Here is a 21243-nt window from a genome sequence, read left to right on the forward strand (position 1 = left end):
AGTTGTAAATGAAGAAGTTAGTTGCCACAGAACCGCGTGTTGCGGCGCTGGTGGAATATGAAGACAGAGCTGTATCCGCCAATGAAGTGAAAGTTCGCGTTCGCTTTGGTGCGCCAAAACATGGCACGGAAGTGGTCGATTTTCGCGCTGCCAGTCCGTTTATTGACGAAGATTTCAACGGCGAATGGCAAATGTTCATGCCGCGTCCGGAAGGGGCGCCGCGCGGGATTGAATTCGGCAAGTTCCAGCTTGGCAACATGGTGGTGGGCGATGTTATTGAGTGTGGCAGCGATGTGACCGAATACGCCGTTGGCGATTCAGTTTGCGGCTACGGCCCATTGGCAGAAACGGTTTTCTTTAATGCGGTGAACAACTACAAACTGCGCAAAATGCCGGAAGGTAGTTCGTGGAAAAATGCCGTGTGCTATGACCCGGCACAGTTCGCCATGAGTGGCGTGCGCGACGCCAATGTGCGTGTCGGCGACTTTGTTGTCATCGTCGGCTTAGGGGCGATTGGCCAGATTGCCGTCCAACTGGCTAAGAAAGCGGGAGCCTCGGTGGTCATTGGTGTGGATCCGATTGCCCATCGTTGCGATATCGCGCGTCGTCATGGCGCGGATTTCTGTCTGAATCCTATTGGCACCGATGTCGGCATGGAAATTAAGAAGCTGACCGGCAAGCAGGGCGCGGATGTGATTATCGAAACCAGTGGCTATGCGGATGCGTTGCAATCGGCGTTACGCGGTCTGGCTTATGGTGGAACCATCTCCTATGTCGCTTTCGCGAAACCTTTTGCTGAAGGCTTCAACCTGGGGCGTGAAGCGCACTTCAACAACGCCAAAATTGTCTTCTCCCGTGCCTGCAGTGAGCCAAATCCGGATTATCCGCGCTGGAGCCGCAAGCGTATTGAGGAGACCTGTTGGGAACTGTTGATGAACGGTTACCTGAACTGTGAAGAACTTATTGACCCGGTAGTGACATTTGCCAGCAGCCCGGAAAGCTATATGCAGTATGTCGATCGCCATCCGGAAAAGAGCATCAAAATGGGCGTGACGTTTTAATTAAGGAATGCAGAAGATGAAAATTGGAACACAGAACCAGGCTTTTTTTCCGGAAAATATTCTCGAGAAATTCCGTTACATCAAAGAGATGGGGTTTGACGGTTTTGAAATTGACGGCAAGCTGCTGGTTAACAACCTGGCAGAAGTGAAAGCGGCAATCAAAGAAACAGGCCTGCCCGTCACCACCGCCTGTGGAGGATATGACGGTTGGATCGGTGATTTTATCGAAGAGCGTCGTTTGAATGGCTTACAGCAGATTACCCGCATTCTCGAAGCGCTGGCCGAAGTCGGTGGGCAGGGCATTATTGTACCCGCTGCATGGGGCATGTTTACCTTCCGCTTACCGCCGATGACCTCTCCGCGCAGCCTGGCGGGTGATCGTAAAGCAGTAAGTGATTCATTGATTTATCTCGATAAAGTTGCCGAGCGTACGGGGACGGTGGTGTATCTGGAACCGCTCAATCGCTATCAGGATCATATGATCAACACCCTGGCGGATGCCCGTCGCTATATCGTGGAAAACAACCTGAAGCATGTGCAAATCATTGGTGATTTTTACCATATGAATATCGAAGAAGACGATATGGCTCAGGCGCTGCATGACAATCGCGATCTGCTGGGACACGTCCATATTGCGGATAACCACCGTTATCAGCCGGGGAGCGGTACGCTGGATTTCACTGCGCTGTTTGACCAGTTGCGTGAAGATAATTATCAGGGTTACGTCGTGTACGAAGGGCGTGTACGGGCAGAGAACCTGCCGGAAGCGTACCGTCAGTCACTGGCCTGGCTGCGTACCTGCTAAGAGGATTTCTGTGAAAAGTGCACTGACAAGCTCTCCGCTACGCATCGCCATTATCGGCGCCGGGCAGGTGGCGAATAAAGTTCATGCTTCGTACTACTGCACCCGCAACGATCTGGAACTGGTGGCTGTCTGTGACAGCCGCCTGTCACAGGCACAGGCGTTGGCAGAGAAATACGGCAATCCGCAGGTTTGGGACGATCCTCAGACGATGCTACGCGAGGCTAAGCCAGATATCGTCAGCATCTGTTCACCCAATCGTTTTCATTATGAACACACTATGTTGGCGCTGAACGCCGGATGCCATGTGATGTGTGAGAAACCTCCGGCGATGACGCCAGCCGAGGCGCTGGAAATGTGTAACACGGCGCGTCGAATGGGGAAAGTTCTGGCTTATGATTTTCATCATCGTTTCGCACTGGATACGCAGCTGCTTCGTGAGCAGGTGATGGCCGGTGTGCTGGGTGAAATCTATGTCACCAATGTCCGCGCTTTGCGCCGCTGCGGCGTGCCCGGCTGGGGGGTATTTACCAACAAAGAACTGCAGGGCGGCGGGCCGCTGATTGATCTCGGCATCCATATGCTTGATGCCGCCATGTATGTGCTGGGGTTTCCGGCAGTAAAGCGCGTTAACGCACACAGTTATCAACGCATTGGCACGCGTAAAAACAGCGGCCAGTTTGGGAAATGGGATCCCGAGACGTATACCGTGGAGGATTCTCTGTTCGGGACGATTGAATTTCATAACGGCGGTATCCTGCGACTGGAAACCTCTTTTGCGCTGAATATCCCGGAACAATCGATTATGAACGTTAATTTCTGCGGCGATCTGGCAGGGGCGACGTTATTCCCGGCCCAGGTTTATACCGATCGTGAGGGGACGCTTGACGTACTGCTTCAGCGCGAAATGGCCGATGACAATCGTCATTATCGCAGCATGGAAGCTTTTGTGAATCATGTCCAGGGCGAGCCTGTCACTATTGCTGACGCAGAGCAAGGCGTCGTTGTTCAACAACTGGTTGCCGCACTGTATCAATCGGCTGAAACAGGGACCTACGTAGACTTATGACGAGGCCAGTAATGCTAACTGAACCGGCTTTTTGCCCACACAACCTGAATAAATATGCGTCACTCATGACGACCGGTAACGGTTATATGGGGATTCGCGCCAGCCACGAGGAAGCCTACACCTTACAAACTCGCGGCATGTACCTTGCTGGACTGTATCACCGGGCAGGGAAAGGCGAGATTAATGAACTGGTTAATCTGCCTGATGTGGTGGGGGTGGAGATTTCACTCAATGGTGAGATTTTCTCGCTCACCAGCGGCGTTATCGAAAGCTGGCAACGTGAACTGGATTTTGCCAGTGGGGAATTACGCCGTGCGCTTACCTGGCGTGCGTCTGGCGGGGCGCGTTTTACCATTGAGAGCCGGCGATTTGTCTCGGCACAAAAGCTGCCGCTGTTTGCTATGGAAGTTGTCGTCACGCCACTGGATGGCGATGCCAGCATTGGTATCTCGACCGGAATTGACGCCACGATGACCAATCATGGTCGTCAGCATTTGGATGAAACGCAGGTCCGGGTCTTTGGCCAGCATCTTATGCAAGGGATTTACACCACCCAGGACAACCGCAATGATATCGCTATCACCACGTATTGCGATGTAGATGGTGCAGCGCAGCGCTGCTTCACGGCGAAAGAACGTCGGTTGTTACAACACAACAGCGTGCAGGCGAAAGCCGGACAGCGCGTCACGCTGACAAAAATTAGCTGGGTAGACTGGGCGAGCGAACGCAGCCTGTCGCTTGAGACCTGGGGACGCCAGTCGCTGCGCAACCTGGAAGCGTGCGCGCAGCAAGGCTATGACGCTCTGCTGGCTGAGTCGGCTGCTAACTGGCATGCCTGGTGGCAAAATCGTCGCGTTCAGGTCACCAGCACTGATGCCAGCGATCAGCGAGCGCTGGACTATGCGCTCTATCATCTGCGTGTGATGACTCCTGACCACGATGAGCGCAGCAGTATTGCGGCCAAAGGTCTGACGGGGGAAGGGTATAAAGGCCACATATTCTGGGATACCGAGGTCTTTCTGTTACCGTTTCATCTCTTTACCGAGCCGAAAACCGCGAGAAGTTTGTTGCGTTACCGCTGGCATAATCTGTCGGGGGCGCGTGAGAAAGCCCGCCGTAACGGTTGGCAGGGAGCGCTTTTCCCGTGGGAAAGCGCTCGCAGCGGTGATGAGGAAACGCCTGAATTTGCGGCGATCAACATCCGTACCGGACTGCGTCAGAAAGTGGCCTCCGCGCAGGCTGAACATCACCTCGTGGCGGATATTGCCTGGGCGGTAATCAATTACTGGCATGCCTCAGGGGATCTAAACTTCATGTCCCGTGAGGGAATGACGCTGCTGCTGGAAACGGCGAAGTTCTGGATCAGCAGGGCGGTCATGGTTAATGATCGTTTAGAGATCCACGATGTGATTGGCCCGGATGAATACACTGAGCATGTGAACAACAACGCGTTCACCAACTACATGGCCTGGTACAACGTGGAACAGGCGCTGGGTTTTGCTCGTCGGTTGGGCTGCGGTGATGAGACGTTTATTCACCGCGCAGAGTATTTTTTACAGCATCTCTGGCGACCGGAAGTTCAGCCCGATGGCGTGCTACCTCAGGACGATACCTTCCTGAGTAAACCGGCTATCGATCTGTCACAGTACAAAGCCAAAGCGGGCAAGCAGACGATTTTGCTCGATTACTCCCGTGCAGAAGTCAATGAGATGCAAATTCTCAAACAGGCCGATGTGGTGATGCTGACCTACATGTTACCGGAGCAATTTTGCCCGCAAACCTGTCTGGCAAACCTGCGCTTTTACGAGCCGCGCACAATTCATGACTCCTCGTTGAGTAAAGCGATCCACGGGATTGTGGCAGCGCGTTGCGGTGATCCGGCACAGGGCTATCGGTTCTGGCGTGAAGGATCGCTTATCGATCTCGGGGAGGACCCACATAGCTGCGATGACGGCATTCATGCTGCGGCAACGGGCGCCATCTGGCTGGGCGCAATCCAGGGATTTGCCGGCGTGAATATTCGCCACGGGGAGTTACACCTTGCTCCTGCCTTACCGGCTCATTGGCAAACGCTGTGTTTCCCGCTGCGCTGGCAGGGCATCGATATGCAGGTAATCATTAATGCGGCTGAAATCCGTATTAACAGCACTGAGCAGATTGTCCTTTGGGTCAATGGTGAAAAGGTCTCCGTGCAGGGGGAAACCGTAATCCGCAATGCCGCCATTATTTCGCCCGCTTATGGGACCGCTACCACAAAAAGGGGCGATGAATGATACTCAAACCACAGGCCATCATTTTTGATTTGGATGGCGTGATTACCGATACCGCACATCTGCATTTTCTGGCCTGGCGGCAGGTAGCCGATGAAATAGGGATTGTGATCGACGAAGCATTTAATGACAGCCTGAAAGGGATTAGTCGCGGCGAATCACTACAGCGTATTTTGCACCATGGTGGGAAGGCGGGGGTGTTTTCTCCCGAGGCCTGCGCACAATTGGCCGAGAGAAAAAACAGACTGTATGTCCATTCTTTGCGCCAGCTGACGGTTAACTCGGTATTACCGGGAATACGTGAGCTGTTGATGACGTTGCGGGAAGAACGGATTCCGGTGGGGTTGGCCTCTGTGTCGCGCAATGCCCCGGCTATTTTACAAGCGCTTAATCTTAGCTCTTGCTTTGATTTTTGTGCGGATGCGGCATTGATCACCCGCTCGAAACCGGATCCGGAAATTTTCCTGGCAGCCTGCGCGGGTCTTGGCGTTGACCCGCAACAATGTATTGGCATAGAAGACGCACAAGCGGGAATTGATGCAATCAACGCCTGCGGCATGCTTTCTGTCGGCATCGGTAAAGGGCTGAATGGGGCAGACTTGCTGCTTCCGACAACCGAATTTCTGACGTGGCCGTGCTTATCGGCTTTCTGGCAACACGACAAGTAAAGGATTCAACATGGCACAGCTTTCGTTGCAACACATTCAAAAAATTTACGACAACCAGGTACACGTCGTTAAAGACTTCAATCTGGAAATTGAAGATAAAGAGTTTATTGTTTTTGTTGGACCTTCCGGCTGCGGGAAGTCAACTACGTTACGCATGATCGCCGGTCTGGAGGAGATCAGCGGCGGCGATCTGCTGATTGACGGTAAACGGATGAACGATGTGCCGGCGAAATCACGCAACATTGCGATGGTTTTTCAGAACTACGCGTTGTACCCACACATGACCGTCTATGACAACATGGCGTTTGGTCTGAAAATGCAGAAAATAGCGCCTGCTGTGATTGAGGAGCGCGTCAACTGGGCGGCGCAGATCCTTGGCCTGCGCGATTATCTGCAGCGTAAACCCGGCGCGTTATCCGGTGGTCAGCGTCAGCGTGTGGCGCTGGGGCGTGCGATTGTACGTGAAGCGGGGGTCTTCCTGATGGATGAACCCTTATCGAATCTCGATGCCAAACTTCGCGTTCAGATGCGGGCTGAAATTAGCAAACTGCATCAGAAACTCAATACCACCATGATCTATGTTACCCACGATCAAACCGAAGCCATGACTATGGCGACGCGTATTGTGATTATGAAGGATGGCATTGTTCAGCAGGTTGGTGCGCCGAAAACGGTTTATAACCACCCGGCCAATATGTTTGTCGCCGGATTTATTGGCTCACCGGCCATGAACTTTATTCGTGGCGCGATTGATGGTGATAAGTTTGTTACTGAAACACTGAAATTAACGATTCCACAAAATAAATTAGCACAATTAAAAGCGCAGGGTTATGAACATCAGGCGGTCACTCTGGGAATTCGTCCTGAAGATATACACCCGCAGCTTAATAATGAAAATAGTATATCGGCAAAAATTAGCGTTGCAGAATTAACCGGCGCTGAATTTATGCTTTATACCATTGTTGGGGGGCATGAGTTGGTGGTCCGTGCTGGGGCAGTGAATGATTATCATGCAGGAGAAAATATCACTATTCATTTTGATATGGCGAAATGCCATTTCTTTGATGCTGAAACTGAAGTGGCTATTCAATAAAATTCCGGGGGGGGATAAATCCCCCCCAAGCCTTGGGGCATTTTTGCGAGTATTTTAACAAGGAATAATAATGAAAACCCTACTGTCCGCTACTGCGCTGATTATGAGCGCAGGAATGGCCTGCGCGCAGGCTGCTGAAAATAATGACTGGCACTTTAATATTGGTGCTATGTACGAAATAGAAAACGTTGAAGGTCAGGGCGAAGATATGGATGGACTGGCTGAGCCGTCCGTCTATTTCAATGCCTCTAATGGGCCGTGGAAAATATCGCTGGCCTATTATCAGGAAGGACCGGTTGATTACAGCGAAGGTAAGCGTGGTACCTGGTTTGATCGTCCGGAACTGGAAATCCGCTATCAATTTCTGGAAAGTGAGGATGTTAATTTCGGTTTGACCGGTGGCTTCCGTAATTACGGTTATCACTATGTCAATGAACCAGGAAACGACACCGCTAATATGCAGCGTTGGAAAGTTCAGCCGGACTGGGATGTTAAACTGACCGACGACCTGCGCTTTAGCGGTTGGCTGTCGATGTATCAATTCGTTAATGATTTGAATACTACTGGCTACTCCGATAGTCGTGTCGAAAGCGAGACCGGTCTGAATTACAGGTTTAACGAAACGGTGGGCTTAACGGTCAACTATTACCTTGAGCGCGGCTTTAATCTGGCTGATTCGCGCAATAATGGTGAGTTCTCAACCCAGGAAATTCGTGCATATTTACCGTTGTCTTTAGGCAATACCACCCTGACGCCGTATACCCGTCTGGGGCTTGATCGCTGGTCAAACTGGGACTGGCGAGATGATCCGGAACGTGAAGGCCATAATTTCAATCGTCTCGGTTTACTGTATGCATATGATTTCCAGAATGGTTTATCAATGTCACTGGAGTATGCCTATGAGTGGGAAGATCACGACGAAGGCGAAAGCGACAGATTCCATTATGCTGGTATAGGCGTGAACTACGCATTCTAAAATATACTGGGGCATGTATGCCCCAGTTTTTACACCAGTGAGTCGGCCAGCGATATTTGTGTGCTCACCGTGATATTTTGTAATCCTTTCTCGCCCGCAATCAGGTTAAATAATAAATTACAGCTTTGTTCACCCAACTGCTGGGTAGGCACATCAATTCCCCCAGGAACGGGCGTGAGCATAAAAGACAACAGCTCATTACTGTAGCCCACAACGGCAAGTTGTTGTGGGATGATTATATTTTTCTCAGCCGCCACGCGATATAAGCTCATTAATTTCAAGCTGTCGGTGGCAAATACGGCGTCGGGCAACGGCTGCTGACTCAGTAATTTTCGTGAAGCAAGCAGGGCTGTTTCATGGGTATAGCCCCCGTCAACAATCCATTCATCGCGCATTTTAATATTATGCGCCTGAAGGCTGGTTTTATATCCGTTAACGCGATCGATAGAAACATGAACATCAAGCGGCGCGTGCAAACAGGCTATATTACGGTGTCCACTCTCAATCAGCGCATCAGTTAGCGTAATGCTGTCGCGATAATTATCTGTGTCTACAGAATAGACATTGGCGTAATCGCCTTCAACCTTTCCAATAACCACGACCGGTACGTTGTATTTATCCAGCCTCGCAAAAAAAGATTCATCTGCGGGAGAGCTCAGCATAATGATACCTTTGATCAATTTCTGCTTAATTTTGCTCTCACATTTTTGTAAATCATCTTCAGTGCTTCGCGACGTCTGTAATATGACATCAAAACCGACCTCTTCAGCCTTGGCAGTAATAGCATGCAGCACTTCAGAGAAAAACGGATTACCGGCGGTTGTTTTTGCTGAACGGGTAGATATCACCATTATTGCATCAAACCCGGAAGAGGTGAGTGCGCGAGCAAGTTTATTGGGCTGATACTGTAACTCATCAATAGCACGCAGCACTTTTTCAAGCGCTTCCGGCGAGATATTGGTTTGCTTATTAAGCACGCGCGACACCGTGGATTTTGATACGCCAGCGGCTCGTGCAATATCATAAATGGTAGGAGACATAGATCCCAAGCTCCGTCCGAGAGTCAATGGCGAACATATTATGGAGTTAATTGGCGAATGACAACAATATCGGAATGCGGGCAGAAAAATCAAAAAACTAACCGCAGTATGCGCAACCAGAGGAAGTCTCGTCCGCGGGTGCAGAGGGTGATAATGCGATCGCAATATTTTCTTAAGAACTGGCGTATAGTGTGTTGGTTAAATCCAACTCTCAGTCAGGAAGATATTATGTTGAAAAAAGGCGTATTAGCGTTGGCACTGGTCATCGGCATGCCGGTTTTTGCAGCCGAGCACTGGATTGATGTTCGCGTTCCTGAACAGTATCAACAGCAGCATATTCAGGGAGCGGTCAACATTCCATTAAAAGAGATGAAGGCGCGTATCGCTGCTGAAGTTCCTGATAAGACCGACACCGTGAAGCTTTACTGTAACTCCGGGCGTCAATCGGGGCAGGCGAAGGATATGTTGACGGAAATGGGCTACACGCAGGTGACCAACGAAGGTGGCATCAATCAGATAGCGCTTCCTAAAGTAGAGAATCAATAAACCGCTCGCATTCCTTCTGCTCCAGGCGGTAAGAATAATGCCGCCTGTTACAGCTCAGGTAGTTGATAAATAAGAATTGACCCCTATCTTTACTTCCTGTTTGTTATAATTTCTTCGGTTCCTTCAGCAAAACGGGATGGCGATGAAGCGACTTAAAAATGAACTCAATTCGCTGGTTAATCGCGGCGTAGACCGGCATTTGCGCCTGGCTGTCACCGGACTTAGCCGTAGCGGTAAGACGGCATTTATCACCGCGATGGTAAACCAGTTACTCAATATTCATGCCGGTGCGCGTCTGCCGTTGCTCAGTTGCGTGCGCGAAGAGCGTCTGCTCGGCGTTAAACGGGTTCCACAACGCGATTTTGGTATTCCGCGCTTTACCTATGATGAGGGACTGGCGCAGCTGTATGGCTCTCCGCCGACCTGGCCGACACCTACGCGCGGTGTGAGTGAAATACGCCTCGCGCTGCGCTACAAATCCAATGATTCTTTACTGCGCCACTTTAAAGACACCTCCACGCTGTACCTGGAAATCGTCGATTATCCGGGGGAGTGGCTGCTCGATTTACCGATGCTGGCCCAGGATTATCTCAGCTGGTCGCGGCAAATGACCGGATTATTACAGGGACAGCGGGGCGAATGGTCGGCAAGATGGCGGCAGTTATGCCAGGGGTTGGATCCGCTGGCGCCTGCTGATGAAAACCGTCTGGCGGAAATCGCTGCCGCCTGGACGGAGTATCTGCACCAGTGCAAGCAGCAGGGACTGCATTTTATTCAGCCGGGCCGTTTTGTTCTGCCTGGAGATATGGCGGGCGCGCCTGCGCTGCAGTTCTTCCCGTGGCCGGACGTTGATGCCTGGGGGGAATCGAAGCTGGCGCAGGCTGACAAACACACCAATGCGGGCATGCTGCGCGACAGGTTTAATTATTACTGTGAAAAAGTCGTGAAGGGATTTTATAAGAATCACTTCCTGCGCTTTGACCGTCAGATTGTGCTGGTCGATTGTTTGCAACCGCTCAACAGCGGGCCACAGGCGTTTAACGACATGCGTCTGGCACTCACCCAACTGATGCAAAGCTTCCATTACGGACAGCGTACGCTGTTTCGTCGGCTGTTTTCCCCGGTTATCGACAAACTGCTGTTTGCCGCCACCAAAGCCGACCACGTCACGGTCGATCAGCACGCCAATATGGTGTCGTTATTGCAGCAGTTGATCCAGGACGCCTGGCAAAACGCTGCGTTCGAAGGTATCAGCATGGATTGTCTGGGACTGGCATCAGTACAGGCAACCACCAGCGGCCTGATCGATGTGAAAGGCGAAAAGATCCCGGCGCTGCGTGGTCATCGTCTGAGCGATGGTGAACCGCTAACCGTTTATCCGGGGGAAGTGCCCGCGCGTTTACCTGGACAAGCATTCTGGGACAGCCAGGGCTTTCAGTTTGAGGCGTTTCGCCCGCAGGTTATGGATGTTGATAAACCCTTACCGCATATTCGTCTTGATGCCGCGATGGAGTTTTTAATAGGAGATAAATTGCGATGAGCGAGCCGTTAAAACCGCGTATCGATTTCTCAGGTCCGCTGGACGTGGAACAAAACGCGGCGTTTAAAGCGCAGCAGATGTTCAACGAAACAGAGGCGCAGACTTTTTCTCCGGCGACAGTGGATGAACCTCTGCAAGACGAAGGTCAGGCTGAGGCCGTCATTGATGCGGCCCTACGCCCCAAACGCAGTTTGTGGCGCAAAATGGTAATGGGCGGGTTGGCGCTGTTTGGCGCGAGCGTTGTCGCTCAGGGCGTACAATGGACCATGAACGCCTGGCAGACTCAGGACTGGGTTGCGCTGGGAGGATGTGCCGCTGGCGCATTGATTATCGGCGCAGGTGTCGGATCGGTTGCGACCGAGTGGCGTCGGCTATGGCGTTTGCGCCAGCGTGCGCACGAGCGTGATGAAGCGCGAGATCTGCTCCACAGCCATGGAACCGGAAAAGGTCGTGCATTTTGTGAAAAGCTGGCGCAGCAGGCGGGTATTGATCAGTCCCATCCGGCGCTACAGCGCTGGTATGCCTCAATTCATGAAACGCAGAACGATCGCGAAGTCGTCAGCCTGTATGCTCATCTTGTGCAGCCGGTGCTGGACGCGCAGGCCCGACGTGAGATTAGCCGTTCAGCGGCGGAGTCCACGCTGATGATTGCCGTCAGTCCGCTGGCATTGGTGGATATGGCGTTTATTGCCTGGCGAAACCTGCGGCTGATTAATCGCATCGCATCGCTGTATGGCATTGAACTCGGTTATTACAGCCGCCTGCGTTTGTTCCGCCTGGTGCTGCTAAATATCGCTTTTGCCGGGGCCAGTGAGCTGGTGCGGGAAGTGGGAATGGACTGGATGTCGCAGGATTTAGCCGCCCGCTTATCGACGCGTGCCGCGCAGGGTATTGGCGCGGGGTTATTAACGGCGCGTCTGGGTATTAAAGCCATGGAACTTTGCCGACCGCTGCCGTGGATCGATGACGATAAGCCACGACTGGGCGATTTTCGCCGTCAACTAATTGGTCAGGTGAAAGAAACCTTACAAAAGAACAAATCTCCGCGCGAAAGTTAGCTAAAAATTGGGCGCCAGTCGTTTAACTTTACGTCCCGGCGCCTGATTTTCCAGCGAGCTGTCAATATTTGTTGACAGAGTTCTTCCTGCAAACCCAATACTGTCTTATCATTTAATACATAATCCCTTGTCCAGGTGAAGGTTCCTATGCGTTTGGAAGTCTTTTGTGAAGACCGACTTGGTCTGACCCGCGAATTGCTCGATTTACTGGTGCTGAGAAGCATTGATTTACGCGGTATCGAGATTGACCCCATCGGGCGGATTTACCTCAATTTTGCGGAACTGGAGTTCACCAACTTCAGTAGTCTGATGGCTGAAATCCGCCGTATTTCAGGGGTTACGGATGTGCGTACCGTGCCCTGGATGCCTTCCGAACGAGAACATCTTGCGTTGAGTGCGCTGCTTGAGGCGTTACCAGAACCGGTCCTTTCTCTGGATATGAAAAGCAAAATCGAGATGGCGAACCCTGCGAGCTGTCAGCTTTTCGCGCACACTCAGGATCGGATGCGCAATCATACCGCCGCCCAGTTAATCAATGGGTTTAACTTCCAGCGCTGGCTTGAAAGCAATCCGCAGGATTCTCATAGCGAGCATGTCGTAATTAACGGACAGAACTTCCTGATGGAGATTACGCCTGTCCATTTGCAGGGTGAAAATCAGGAGCAGATGCTGACCGGTGCTGTTGTCATGCTGCGCTCCACCATCCGGATGGGGCGTCAGCTGCAAAATATGACTACGCAGGATTTGAGCGCGTTTAGCCAGATTATTGCCGTCAGCGCCAAAATGAAACACGTAGTGGAACAGGCGCGTAAGCTGGCGACACTGAGTGCGCCGCTGCTGATTACCGGTAATACCGGCACCGGCAAAGATCTCTTTGCCCATGCCTGCCACCTGGCAAGCCCGCGTGCGTCGAAGCCGTATCTGGCGCTGAACTGCGCGTCAATTCCTGAGGATGCGGTCGAAAGTGAGCTGTTTGGCCATGCCCCGGAAGGCAAAAAAGGCTTCTTTGAGCAGGCGAATGGCGGCTCGGTTCTGTTAGATGAAATTGGTGAAATGTCGCCGCGTATGCAGACCAAATTGCTGCGTTTTCTCAATGACGGCACGTTCCGCCGCGTGGGAGAAGATCACGAAGTTCATGTTGATGTCCGCGTGATTTGCGCGACGCAAAAGAACCTTGTGGAAATGGTGCAGAAAGGGCTTTTCCGTGAAGATCTCTATTATCGACTGAATGTACTGACGCTAAATCTGCCGCCGCTACGCGATTGCCCGCAGGATATTATGCCGCTTACCGAACTGTTTGTGGCGCGCTTCGCCGACGAGCAGGGCGTGCCGCGTCCGAAGTTGTCTGCCGATCTCAGCACGGTGTTAACCCGTTACGGTTGGCCGGGCAACGTGCGTCAGCTTAAAAATGCCATCTACCGGGCGCTGACCCAGCTTGAAGGCTATGAGCTGCGGCCGCAGGATATTTTACTGCCGGATTACGATGCGGCAACGGTTGCGGTCGGAGAAGAGGTGATGGAAGGATCGCTGGATGAAATTACCAGCCGCTTTGAACGCTCTGTGCTGACGCAGCTTTATATGAATTATCCCAGCACGCGTAAACTGGCCAAGCGCCTCGGCGTTTCGCACACCGCGATTGCCAACAAATTGCGTGAATACGGCCTGAGCCAGCAGAAAAAAAGCGAAGAGTAACGCGATAAATGAAAATGCCTCCCTGCGGAGGCATTTTTGTATGCAGACGTGGCTTAAGCTTTCAGTACGTCCAGCGCAGCAGTGTAGTCTGGCTCGTTGGTGATTTCATTGACCAGTTGGCTGAAAACGACGTTGTCATTTTCATCAATAACGACCACGGCACGTGCGGCCAGACCTTTCAGTGGGCCTTCAGCGATTTCTACGCCGTAGTTTTTCAGAAATTCTGCGTTGCGCAGGGTGGACAGCGTGATAACGTTGCTCAGACCTTCCGCGCCGCAAAAACGTGAATGGGCGAATGGCAGGTCGGCCGAAATGCACAGTACGACGGTATTGTCGATTTCTGTCGCCAGTTGGTTAAACTTACGTACCGATGCCGCACAAACGCCGGTATCGATGCTTGGGAAAATATTCAGCACTTTGCGCTTGCCTGCGAACTGGCCCAGCGTAACGTCAGACAGATCTTTAGCCACAAGGGTAAAAGCCTGAGCTTTGCTTCCAGCCTGAGGAATTGAGCCGGCAACTGTAACCGGGTTGCCCTGGAAATGAACGGTTTGTGACATGGTTATCTTCCTGTTTACATATAGTTAACGTCGAGGCTAGTTTATGCCATCAGCAGTTAACACGGCAAACGCTATTTGCGGATATCCGCTTCAGGGACTGCATTAAGGAAAGCAAATGAGAACAGTTAAGGTATATGAGGAAGCCTGGCCGCTGCACACTCCCTTTGTTATTGCCCGCGGGAGCAGAACCGAAGCGCATGTGGTGGTGGTTGAAGTGGCAGAAAACGGCGTCACCGGTATCGGCGAGTGCACACCGTATCCGCGCTATGGTGAAAGCGATGCCTCAGTGCTGGCGCAAATTATGAGCATTGCCCCACAACTGGAAAATGGACTGACGCGTGAAGAGCTGCAAAAGCTGCTGCCAGCGGGAGCCGCGCGTAATGCTGTGGACTGCGCGTTGTGGGATCTGAGTGCGCGTCAACAGCAACTGTCACTGGCAGAGTTGGTGGGAAGTGAGCTGGCGGAAGTGGTGACGACGGCGCAAACCGTGGTGATTGGCACGCCGGAACAAATGGCGGTGAGTGCGGCTGCACTGTGGGAAAATGGCGCGAAACTGCTAAAAGTTAAGCTGGATGCGCGCTTGATTAGCGAGCGGATGGTTGCTATTCGTGCCGCAGTCCCTGATGCAACGATTATTGTCGACGCCAATGAGTCCTGGCGGGCAGAAGGTCTGGCGGCGCGCTGCCAGCTGCTGGCTGATTTAGGGGTGGCGATGCTGGAGCAGCCGCTGCCAGCGCAGGACGATGCCGCGTTGGAAAATTTTGTGCATCCGCTGCCGATCTGCGCAGATGAAAGCTGCCACACCCGCAGCAGCCTGAAAGCGCTGCACGGGCGCTATGAAATGGTCAATATCAAACTGGATAAAACAGGCGGCCTGACGGAGGCGCTGGCGCTGGCAACCGAAGCCCGCGAGCAGGGATTTGCGCTAATGCTGGGCTGCATGTTGTGTACTTCCCGGGCGATTGGGGCGGCGTTACCCCTTACGCCGCAGGTTAACTTTGCCGATCTTGATGGCCCTACCTGGCTTGCCAGCGACGCGGAGCCGGCCCTGCATTTTACGACCGGACAACTTCATCTCTAGGGTGCCAGCGCAGGAGATTGGACATGGCCAGCAGGTATTTCTCGCTCGCTTCATCTGAAGAGATGGGCGGAAATTCGGCGGTTATACAGTGTAAGTTCAGGTCTGCGCACCAGCTTCCAAATGAGCCGGGCGTTTCATAACCTACGCTGGTGACGAGAGGTAATTCAAACGACTGCGCCAGCCACGCGCCTAATTCGCTGCGCCTGGGATCCTCAATACAGGCCAGCGGATCGTGAAAAGAGATCACCCACGCAGGATGAATTCGGTGAATAAGCTGGCACAGCGCCTGGGTTTCTGGTTCTGAGCCCGGATTTTCGCCGGTCAACAACACCACATCGCGTTCTTCTGCGCTGCTGTTCCAGCGATACACCGTTTCACCCGCTTTCCAGTTGGCAGCGGGAAAGTTACGGTTTAGATCCACTCCGTTCGCATTTGCGCGCAGCCCGAGCTGGCAACCGTCAGGGTTAACCGCCAGCACCACATGGTGACGACGTAAGGAAGGATTAAGCGTACGCAATGCGCAGGAAAGGGTGACAACCGATGCGTTTTCGTCGCCGTGCGTTCCTGCCAGTATCAGACCGCTTTCACGATCGGCCGCCATTGCGGGAAACCAGATTAGCGGCGCGCCTAATAATGAACGTCCGTAATGTTCGGTTCCAGGTGGGAATGCGCCGCGCTCGGCACGGGGTCGGGTAACGGTCATAGTCATCTCTGAATGCGTGGATTGTTACTCGCAGTGTTGTGCAAAATGTATGGATAATCAAATCGTTTTCACACACTTATCTTTTCAGATGTAATATTATTTCCTTGTCGAAAGTTAATTGCATTTCCTGCTGGCGATACAAATAATTACACATTCACTTAGTAGCCGGAATTGAGGGTATTTTATGCAGCATTCTGTTTCAGTAACCTGTTGTGCGCTATTGGTAAGCAGCATTTCATTATCCTGGGCTGCTGATGTTCCCAGCGGAACGGTACTGGCAGAAAAACAAGAACTGGTGCGTCATATCAAAGACGAACCGGCGTCATTGGATCCGGCAAAGGCCGTCGGGCTTCCTGAAATTCAGGTTATTCGTGATTTATTTGAAGGGCTGGTCAACCAGAATGAGAAGGGCGAGATTGTGCCCGGTGTTGCCACTCAGTGGAAAAGTAACGATAACCGTATCTGGACGTTTACGCTGCGCGACAATGCGCAATGGGCAGATGGTACGCCGGTAACGGCGCAGGATTTTGTCTATAGCTGGCAGCGTCTGGTTGACCCGAAAACGCTGTCGCCGTTTGCCTGGTTTGCTGCGCTGGCGGGTATTAACAACGCACAGGCGATCATCGATGGAAAAGCCTCGCCAGATAAGCTCGGCGTTAGCGCGATCGATGCGCGTACATTGAAGGTCCAACTTGATAAACCGCTGCCATGGTTTGCCAATCTGACGGCGAGTTTTGCTTTCTATCCAGTACAAAAAGCTAATGTTGAGAGCGGTAAAGATTGGACCAAACCGGGTAATCTAATTGGTAACGGCGCTTATGTGCTCAAAGATCGCGTGGTGAACGAAAAACTGGACGTTGTGCCGAACACGCATTATTGGGACAACGCCAAAACGGTGCTGCAAAAAGTCACCTTCCTGCCTATTAACCAGGAATCGGCAGCGACCAAGCGCTATCTTGCTGGTGATATCGATATTACCGAGTCGTTCCCGAAAAACATGTATCAGAAACTGTTGAAGGACATCCCGGGCCAGGTTTATACCCCGCCGCAGCTTGGCACTTACTACTATGCCTTTAATACCCAGAAGGGACCGACTGCCGACTCACGCGTGCGCCTGGCGCTCAGCATGACTATCGATCGTCGCCTGATGGCGGAGAAAGTTCTGGGTACCGGCGAAAAGCCCGCATGGCATTTTACGCCGGATGTAACGGCAGGGTTTGTGCCGGAACCTTCACCGTTTGAGCAAATGAGTCAGGAAGAGCTGAACGCTCAGGCGAAAACGCTGCTGCGTGCGGCGGGCTATGGTCCACAGAAACCACTTAAACTGACGCTGCTGTATAACACCTCTGAAAATCATCAGAAGATTGCTATTGCTGTCGCGTCTATGTGGAAGAAAAATCTCGGCGTTGACGTGAAACTGCAAAACCAGGAGTGGAAAACCTATATCGATAGCCGCAATACCGGTAATTTTGATGTGATCCGCGCCTCGTGGGTGGGCGATTACAATGAGCCATCTACGTTCCTGTCGCTATTAACATCAACCCATACGGGCAATATCTCCCGCTTTAATAATCCGGCGTACGATAAAGTGTTGACCCAGGCAACCCTGGAGAATACGCAGAAAGCACGCAATGCTGATTATAACGCTGCGGAGAACATTCTGATGGAACAGGCTCCCATTGCGCCGATTTATCAGTACACCAATGGGCGTTTAATTAAACCGTGGCTGAAAGGGTATCCGATTACTAACCCTGAAGATGTGGCTTATAGCCGCACAATGTATATTGTGAAGCACTGATATCGCTGGCCTGTTCGGGACGTTGCATTGGCGATTTCCCGAACAGACAAGGCTGTAGGGAAGGTGAGTCATGAAAGCAATGGAAAAGTATCACCCAATAGAATGGGTCACACTGTATAAATACGAATGTCGTGCGCCTGAAACGCCGTGGCATACTCTTTGCTGATATTTTCCTCGACGACAATTACATCGATATTGCTACTTTCGGTAACGACATAACGGGCGACGGCCGGGATCTTTTCAGCCGTCAGCGCGACAATAGTTTCATTACACTGTTTGATCACCGCTTTTTTGAACTCACAATCCGCGTAATCAAATCCGGTTAAGCCGGATTCAGGCGACATCGCGCAGCCGCCAATAAATCCCTGATCGAATAAAATGTCCTGCACCTGCGAGATAGCGGTGGCACCCACACACCCTCCAGAAGATCGTTGCACCGCGCCGCCCAGCATAATGACGTCAAACAGTGGTTTTTTTAGTAAAACGGCGGCAATCTCCGGGGAATTTGTTACCACGGTTAACGCCAGCTCGGCGGGTAGGGCTTCAGCCATCGCCAGATTAGTACTGCCCGTGTCGATAAAAATGCAGCTTCCGGATTTGACCATCCGGGCGCATCTCTGCGCGATGTTGCTCTTTTTCGCCACATTAATACTCTTGCGCACGGTGATGTCTTCGGATTCAGGAAGAGCAATGACCGCGCCGCCATAGACTTTTTTACACACGCCATCTTTACTCAGTTCATGCAGATCGCGGCGGATTGTATGTTCCGAAACGCCTAACCTGCTGGCGAGTTCGGAACAGATGACTCTGCCGTTTTCCTGCAGGATCTGATAGATAAGCGCCTGACGCTGTTCAGGGAATGCTGCGTAATCGAGCATCAATACTCCAGTGAAATAAACATCGAGCAATAACAAGCATAATTGTGCATTATAGTTCACGATGTCAACATCCCTTTAGGGAACCTATTGTTTGGATACAACAAGAAGAGGTTAGCTATGAAGGTTGCGCATATGGCGTTATGGACACGGGATCTTGAGCAACAAGCTCAATTCTGGGTCACGTTTTTTGACGCAAAGATCAACGAAAAATACTGCAGTAAAACCAATCCAGGATTTGAATCCTATTTTGTCAAAATTGGTGAGGATATCGCGATTGAGTTAATGACTAAGCCTGGACTGACAAAACATGCTCCCGACAATAACACCTCAGGCTGGGTGCATCTCGCCATTTCAGTTGGCGGCAGTGAAAACGTTGATGCCATGGCGATGCGTGCAAAAGAACAGGGGATATTAGTTTCTGGTCCGCGCACCACCGGTGATGGCTATTACGAAGCGGTGATACGCGATCCTGACGGCAACTTGATTGAAATTGTGGCCTAAGGCTTCACGCCATCTCCAGTAGAAATATTGTACCTGTTACCGACTATTGATGAGCATGATTCATAAGGTTGTCCTTCTTTTCACCTCTAATCACCCGCCTGTCGAGTCTCTATAATTTTTATAGTTTTCAGCATCCGGTGGCGCGTGCTGCCACCGTTTTGGAGAGTCGAAATGCAAAATCAACGGAATACCGTCTCCAGCACCGGCGCGGAGATTATGAATCAACAATTTGATGGTAACAGCGTCTTTCCTCGCGGAGAGAAAAATGAAGCGTATGCGAAATATTTCACTGGCGACAGCTATCTGACCATGCTCTCCATGGAAGGCGTGGTGATTGGTAACGTAGCATTTGAGCCGGGCTGTCGTAACTTCTGGCATATCCATCATCAAGGGGGACAAATCTTGCTGGTGACCGGCGGCAGAGGCTGGTATCAGGCGTGGAATCAACCGGCGCGTGAACTGAAAACTGGTGATGTCGTACACATCCCGGCGGGAATGAAACACTGGCACGGCGCCGCGCGTGATAGCTGGTTTGCCCATATCGCTGTGGAAATCCCGGCAGCTGGCGCATCGAACGAGTGGCTTGAACCGGTAAGCGACGCTGAGTACAACCTGCTCCCCTGAGCTGTGCGGGGCACGGGTTCTGCAGGTAAAGAATCCGATGCCCGAAGTGAATCAGTTTGACCTGATTATTGATACAGTTCCGCATCTACATGACCTGAATCCGTATATTCCAACTCTGACGCTGGTACTGCTTTGTCATTGATATTGCCTCATTGAAATAAGTGCAGAAAAAAGACGCGGATTTCCGCGCCTTTTCTTTTGTTAGTGTGTCGATGGCGATGCTTCAGGATTATCCATATACAGCGTCTGGCTGGGGAACGCAAAGTCGGCGTCGTGTGCCTTGACTATCGAAATAATCTTTAAATAAACGTCCTGCTGTACCGCAAGCCATTCCTGCCACACGGTGGTTTTCGTGAAGCAATACACCATGATATTCAGCGATGAATCGGCGAATTCATTAAAATAAACCAGCAGGGTTTGTTTCTGATCTATTCCCGGATGGTTTTGCAGCATTTCTCTGACCGACTCGACAACGGCACTGACTTTATCAGCATCTTCATATCGTAACCCGATCACCGTTTTGATGCGGCGATTCGTCATCCTTCCTGGGTTTTCTACGCTGATAGAGGAGAAAATCGAGTTCGGGACATATAACGGACGATGATCGAAGGTGTTTATTTTGGTCATTCGCCAGCCGATTTCCGTAACTGTACCTTCAATATTGCGGTCCGGGGAGCTGATCCAGTCGCCGATGCTAAAGGGTCTGTCGAAGTAGAGCATAATCCCTGAGAAAAAGTTGCTCAGAATGTCTTTGCCTGCCATACCTACAGCGATACCGCCGATGCCGCCGAAGGTTAACAGGCCGGATAAGCTCATACCGAAATGTTCGCCATACAGCAAAATGATGGCAACCACGATGGTAATTTTGATGATGCGCGACAGGATCCTCGCGCTGGTGATATCTCTGCCTTTATTAATCTGCGTCTTTTCAAACTGATTAATTACCAGAAAAAGTTTGATGGTAAGGATCAGCGCAATCAACGAGGTGCAGATAAAGTCGACCACGCTGGAGGAGATAAATTTCAGGCTGTAATTTTCGATAACGTTATTAGCAATACTGCCTAACGTCCCGATGATAATGGCATAGACAAAAAATTGCGCGGCATGAAATATGAATCCTTTGCAGCGACGCTCTCCACGATGATACCAGACGCTCATCAGAACCAGCGCGGCACAGCAGCTGAGAATTACGGTCAAATTAAACGCATTATTTATAAACAGTTCAGCGATCATGATTCTTCCAACAGCTCCGTGGTAGTGAAATATCTTCTGATATCCTAATC

General features: G+C 51.5%; 20 protein-coding genes. 15 read left to right on the forward strand and 5 right to left on the reverse strand.

The window, feature by feature from the left end; translation table 11 throughout:
• Window positions 1-8: 8 nt before the first annotated feature.
• The 7 genes from HVZ39_RS12360 (at window position 9) to HVZ39_RS12390 (ending at window position 7939) form a co-directional block, all read left to right on the forward strand.
• Window positions 9-1061 carry a zinc-binding alcohol dehydrogenase gene (locus tag HVZ39_RS12360; RefSeq protein ID WP_016153224.1) on the forward strand — a complete coding sequence of 351 codons (1053 nt, stop codon included), beginning with the start codon at window positions 9-11 and terminating at the stop codon, window positions 1059-1061.
• A gap of 16 nt (window positions 1062-1077) precedes the next feature.
• Window positions 1078-1866: a TIM barrel protein gene (locus HVZ39_RS12365; RefSeq protein WP_016156634.1), complete on the forward strand. Its 789-nt coding sequence runs from the start codon at window positions 1078-1080 to the stop codon at window positions 1864-1866.
• A 10-nt stretch (window positions 1867-1876) separates the two neighbouring features.
• Window positions 1877-2932: a Gfo/Idh/MocA family oxidoreductase gene (locus HVZ39_RS12370; protein WP_181633662.1), complete on the forward strand. Its 1056-nt coding sequence runs from the start codon at window positions 1877-1879 to the stop codon at window positions 2930-2932.
• Window positions 2929-5205: a glycoside hydrolase family 65 protein gene (locus HVZ39_RS12375; protein ID WP_181633663.1), complete on the forward strand. Its 2277-nt coding sequence runs from the start codon at window positions 2929-2931 to the stop codon at window positions 5203-5205. The genes HVZ39_RS12370 and HVZ39_RS12375 overlap by 4 nt, the downstream gene beginning before the upstream one ends.
• Window positions 5202-5870, forward strand: coding sequence for a beta-phosphoglucomutase (gene pgmB, locus HVZ39_RS12380; RefSeq protein ID WP_181633664.1), 669 nt, complete (start codon window positions 5202-5204; stop codon window positions 5868-5870). The genes HVZ39_RS12375 and pgmB overlap by 4 nt, the downstream gene beginning before the upstream one ends.
• 10 nt (window positions 5871-5880) lie before the next feature.
• The gene (locus HVZ39_RS12385; protein ID WP_016153219.1) at window positions 5881-6963 is read left to right on the forward strand and encodes an ABC transporter ATP-binding protein; all 1083 of its coding nucleotides are present in this window, start codon (window positions 5881-5883) and stop codon (window positions 6961-6963) included.
• A 70-nt stretch (window positions 6964-7033) separates the two neighbouring features.
• Window positions 7034-7939, forward strand: coding sequence for an OmpG family monomeric porin (locus HVZ39_RS12390; protein ID WP_016156630.1), 906 nt, complete (start codon window positions 7034-7036; stop codon window positions 7937-7939).
• Between the two features lie 29 nt (window positions 7940-7968).
• On the opposite strand, the gene HVZ39_RS12395 is transcribed toward HVZ39_RS12390, so the two are convergent.
• A complete protein-coding gene (locus tag HVZ39_RS12395; protein WP_181633696.1) occupies window positions 7969-8979 on the reverse strand; it encodes a LacI family DNA-binding transcriptional regulator in 1011 nt (336 codons plus the stop codon).
• Window positions 8980-9207: 228 nt separating this feature from the next.
• On the opposite strand from HVZ39_RS12395, the gene pspE reads away from it, so the two are divergent.
• The 4 genes from pspE (at window position 9208) to tyrR (ending at window position 13815) form a co-directional block, all read left to right on the forward strand.
• On the forward strand, window positions 9208-9525 hold the full coding sequence (pspE, locus tag HVZ39_RS12400; RefSeq protein WP_016153216.1) for a thiosulfate sulfurtransferase PspE: 318 nt from the start codon (window positions 9208-9210) through the stop codon (window positions 9523-9525).
• A 142-nt stretch (window positions 9526-9667) separates the two neighbouring features.
• Complete coding sequence (locus tag HVZ39_RS12405) at window positions 9668-11065, forward strand: YcjX family protein (protein WP_016153215.1); 1398 nt, start codon at window positions 9668-9670, stop codon at window positions 11063-11065.
• Window positions 11062-12123 carry a YcjF family protein gene (locus HVZ39_RS12410; RefSeq protein ID WP_016153214.1) on the forward strand — a complete coding sequence of 354 codons (1062 nt, stop codon included), beginning with the start codon at window positions 11062-11064 and terminating at the stop codon, window positions 12121-12123. Before HVZ39_RS12405 ends, HVZ39_RS12410 begins: the two co-directional genes overlap by 4 nt.
• Before the next feature lie 147 nt (window positions 12124-12270).
• Window positions 12271-13815, forward strand: a complete 1545-nt coding sequence (gene tyrR, locus HVZ39_RS12415) for a transcriptional regulator TyrR (RefSeq protein WP_016153213.1) — start codon at window positions 12271-12273, stop codon at window positions 13813-13815.
• Window positions 13816-13868: 53 nt separating this feature from the next.
• Here the strand turns inward: tyrR and tpx are convergent, their stop codons facing one another.
• Window positions 13869-14375 (reverse strand): thiol peroxidase, encoded by a 507-nt coding sequence (gene tpx, locus HVZ39_RS12420; protein WP_016153212.1) that lies wholly within the window; start codon window positions 14373-14375, stop codon window positions 13869-13871.
• 115 nt (window positions 14376-14490) lie between these two features.
• Between tpx and ycjG the strand changes: the two genes are divergently transcribed.
• The gene (gene ycjG / locus HVZ39_RS12425; protein ID WP_016153211.1) at window positions 14491-15456 is read left to right on the forward strand and encodes an L-Ala-D/L-Glu epimerase; all 966 of its coding nucleotides are present in this window, start codon (window positions 14491-14493) and stop codon (window positions 15454-15456) included.
• Here ycjG and mpaA read toward each other — a convergent pair.
• On the reverse strand, window positions 15431-16159 hold the full coding sequence (gene mpaA, locus HVZ39_RS12430; RefSeq protein WP_046274548.1) for a murein tripeptide amidase MpaA: 729 nt from the start codon (window positions 16157-16159) through the stop codon (window positions 15431-15433). The two genes, ycjG and mpaA, sit on opposite strands and share 26 nt — an antisense overlap.
• 184 nt (window positions 16160-16343) lie before the next feature.
• Here mpaA and mppA point away from each other — a divergent pair, with 184 nt between their 5' ends.
• Window positions 16344-17957, forward strand: a complete 1614-nt coding sequence (gene mppA, locus HVZ39_RS12435) for a murein tripeptide ABC transporter substrate-binding protein MppA (RefSeq protein ID WP_016153209.1) — start codon at window positions 16344-16346, stop codon at window positions 17955-17957.
• A gap of 107 nt (window positions 17958-18064) precedes the next feature.
• On the opposite strand, the gene HVZ39_RS12440 is transcribed toward mppA, so the two are convergent.
• Window positions 18065-18835: a DeoR/GlpR family DNA-binding transcription regulator gene (locus HVZ39_RS12440; RefSeq protein WP_047500391.1), complete on the reverse strand. Its 771-nt coding sequence runs from the start codon at window positions 18833-18835 to the stop codon at window positions 18065-18067.
• A gap of 117 nt (window positions 18836-18952) precedes the next feature.
• Here HVZ39_RS12440 and HVZ39_RS12445 point away from each other — a divergent pair, with 117 nt between their 5' ends.
• Together HVZ39_RS12445 and HVZ39_RS12450 are read left to right on the forward strand one after the other, a co-directional pair.
• The gene (locus tag HVZ39_RS12445) at window positions 18953-19336 is read left to right on the forward strand and encodes a VOC family protein (RefSeq protein WP_019076857.1); all 384 of its coding nucleotides are present in this window, start codon (window positions 18953-18955) and stop codon (window positions 19334-19336) included.
• A gap of 216 nt (window positions 19337-19552) precedes the next feature.
• Window positions 19553-19960 carry a cupin domain-containing protein gene (locus tag HVZ39_RS12450; protein WP_181012498.1) on the forward strand — a complete coding sequence of 136 codons (408 nt, stop codon included), beginning with the start codon at window positions 19553-19555 and terminating at the stop codon, window positions 19958-19960.
• Between the two features lie 201 nt (window positions 19961-20161).
• Here HVZ39_RS12450 and HVZ39_RS12455 read toward each other — a convergent pair whose 3' ends face one another.
• Entirely contained in the window at window positions 20162-21193 is a 1032-nt protein-coding gene (locus HVZ39_RS12455) for a mechanosensitive ion channel family protein (RefSeq protein ID WP_181633665.1), read from the reverse strand.
• Window positions 21194-21243 lie beyond the last annotated feature (50 nt).

This window comes from Citrobacter sp. RHB35-C21 (assembly GCF_013816515.1).
Taxonomy (GTDB): domain Bacteria; phylum Pseudomonadota; class Gammaproteobacteria; order Enterobacterales; family Enterobacteriaceae; genus Citrobacter; species Citrobacter braakii.

Bases quoted from the DNA above. Each gene is read 5' to 3' on its own strand.
- HVZ39_RS12360 (WP_016153224.1), top strand. From the start codon at position 9: ATGAAGAAGTTAGTTGCCACAGAACCGCGTGTTGCGGCGCTGGTGGAA.
- HVZ39_RS12365 (WP_016156634.1), top strand. From the start codon at position 1,078: ATGAAAATTGGAACACAGAACCAGGCTTTTTTTCCGGAAAATATTCTC.
- HVZ39_RS12375 (WP_181633663.1), top strand. From the start codon at position 2,929: ATGACGAGGCCAGTAATGCTAACTGAACCGGCTTTTTGCCCACACAAC.
- pgmB (WP_181633664.1), top strand. From the start codon at position 5,202: ATGATACTCAAACCACAGGCCATCATTTTTGATTTGGATGGCGTGATT.
- HVZ39_RS12385 (WP_016153219.1), top strand. From the start codon at position 5,881: ATGGCACAGCTTTCGTTGCAACACATTCAAAAAATTTACGACAACCAG.
- HVZ39_RS12390 (WP_016156630.1), top strand. From the start codon at position 7,034: ATGAAAACCCTACTGTCCGCTACTGCGCTGATTATGAGCGCAGGAATG.
- HVZ39_RS12395 (WP_181633696.1), bottom strand. From the start codon at position 8,979: ATGTCTCCTACCATTTATGATATTGCACGAGCCGCTGGCGTATCAAAA.
- pspE (WP_016153216.1), top strand. From the start codon at position 9,208: ATGTTGAAAAAAGGCGTATTAGCGTTGGCACTGGTCATCGGCATGCCG.
- HVZ39_RS12405 (WP_016153215.1), top strand. From the start codon at position 9,668: ATGAAGCGACTTAAAAATGAACTCAATTCGCTGGTTAATCGCGGCGTA.
- HVZ39_RS12410 (WP_016153214.1), top strand. From the start codon at position 11,062: ATGAGCGAGCCGTTAAAACCGCGTATCGATTTCTCAGGTCCGCTGGAC.
- tyrR (WP_016153213.1), top strand. From the start codon at position 12,271: ATGCGTTTGGAAGTCTTTTGTGAAGACCGACTTGGTCTGACCCGCGAA.
- tpx (WP_016153212.1), bottom strand. From the start codon at position 14,375: ATGTCACAAACCGTTCATTTCCAGGGCAACCCGGTTACAGTTGCCGGC.
- ycjG (WP_016153211.1), top strand. From the start codon at position 14,491: ATGAGAACAGTTAAGGTATATGAGGAAGCCTGGCCGCTGCACACTCCC.
- mpaA (WP_046274548.1), bottom strand. From the start codon at position 16,159: ATGACCGTTACCCGACCCCGTGCCGAGCGCGGCGCATTCCCACCTGGA.
- mppA (WP_016153209.1), top strand. From the start codon at position 16,344: ATGCAGCATTCTGTTTCAGTAACCTGTTGTGCGCTATTGGTAAGCAGC.
- HVZ39_RS12440 (WP_047500391.1), bottom strand. From the start codon at position 18,835: ATGCTCGATTACGCAGCATTCCCTGAACAGCGTCAGGCGCTTATCTAT.
- HVZ39_RS12445 (WP_019076857.1), top strand. From the start codon at position 18,953: ATGAAGGTTGCGCATATGGCGTTATGGACACGGGATCTTGAGCAACAA.
- HVZ39_RS12450 (WP_181012498.1), top strand. From the start codon at position 19,553: ATGAATCAACAATTTGATGGTAACAGCGTCTTTCCTCGCGGAGAGAAA.
- HVZ39_RS12455 (WP_181633665.1), bottom strand. From the start codon at position 21,193: ATGATCGCTGAACTGTTTATAAATAATGCGTTTAATTTGACCGTAATT.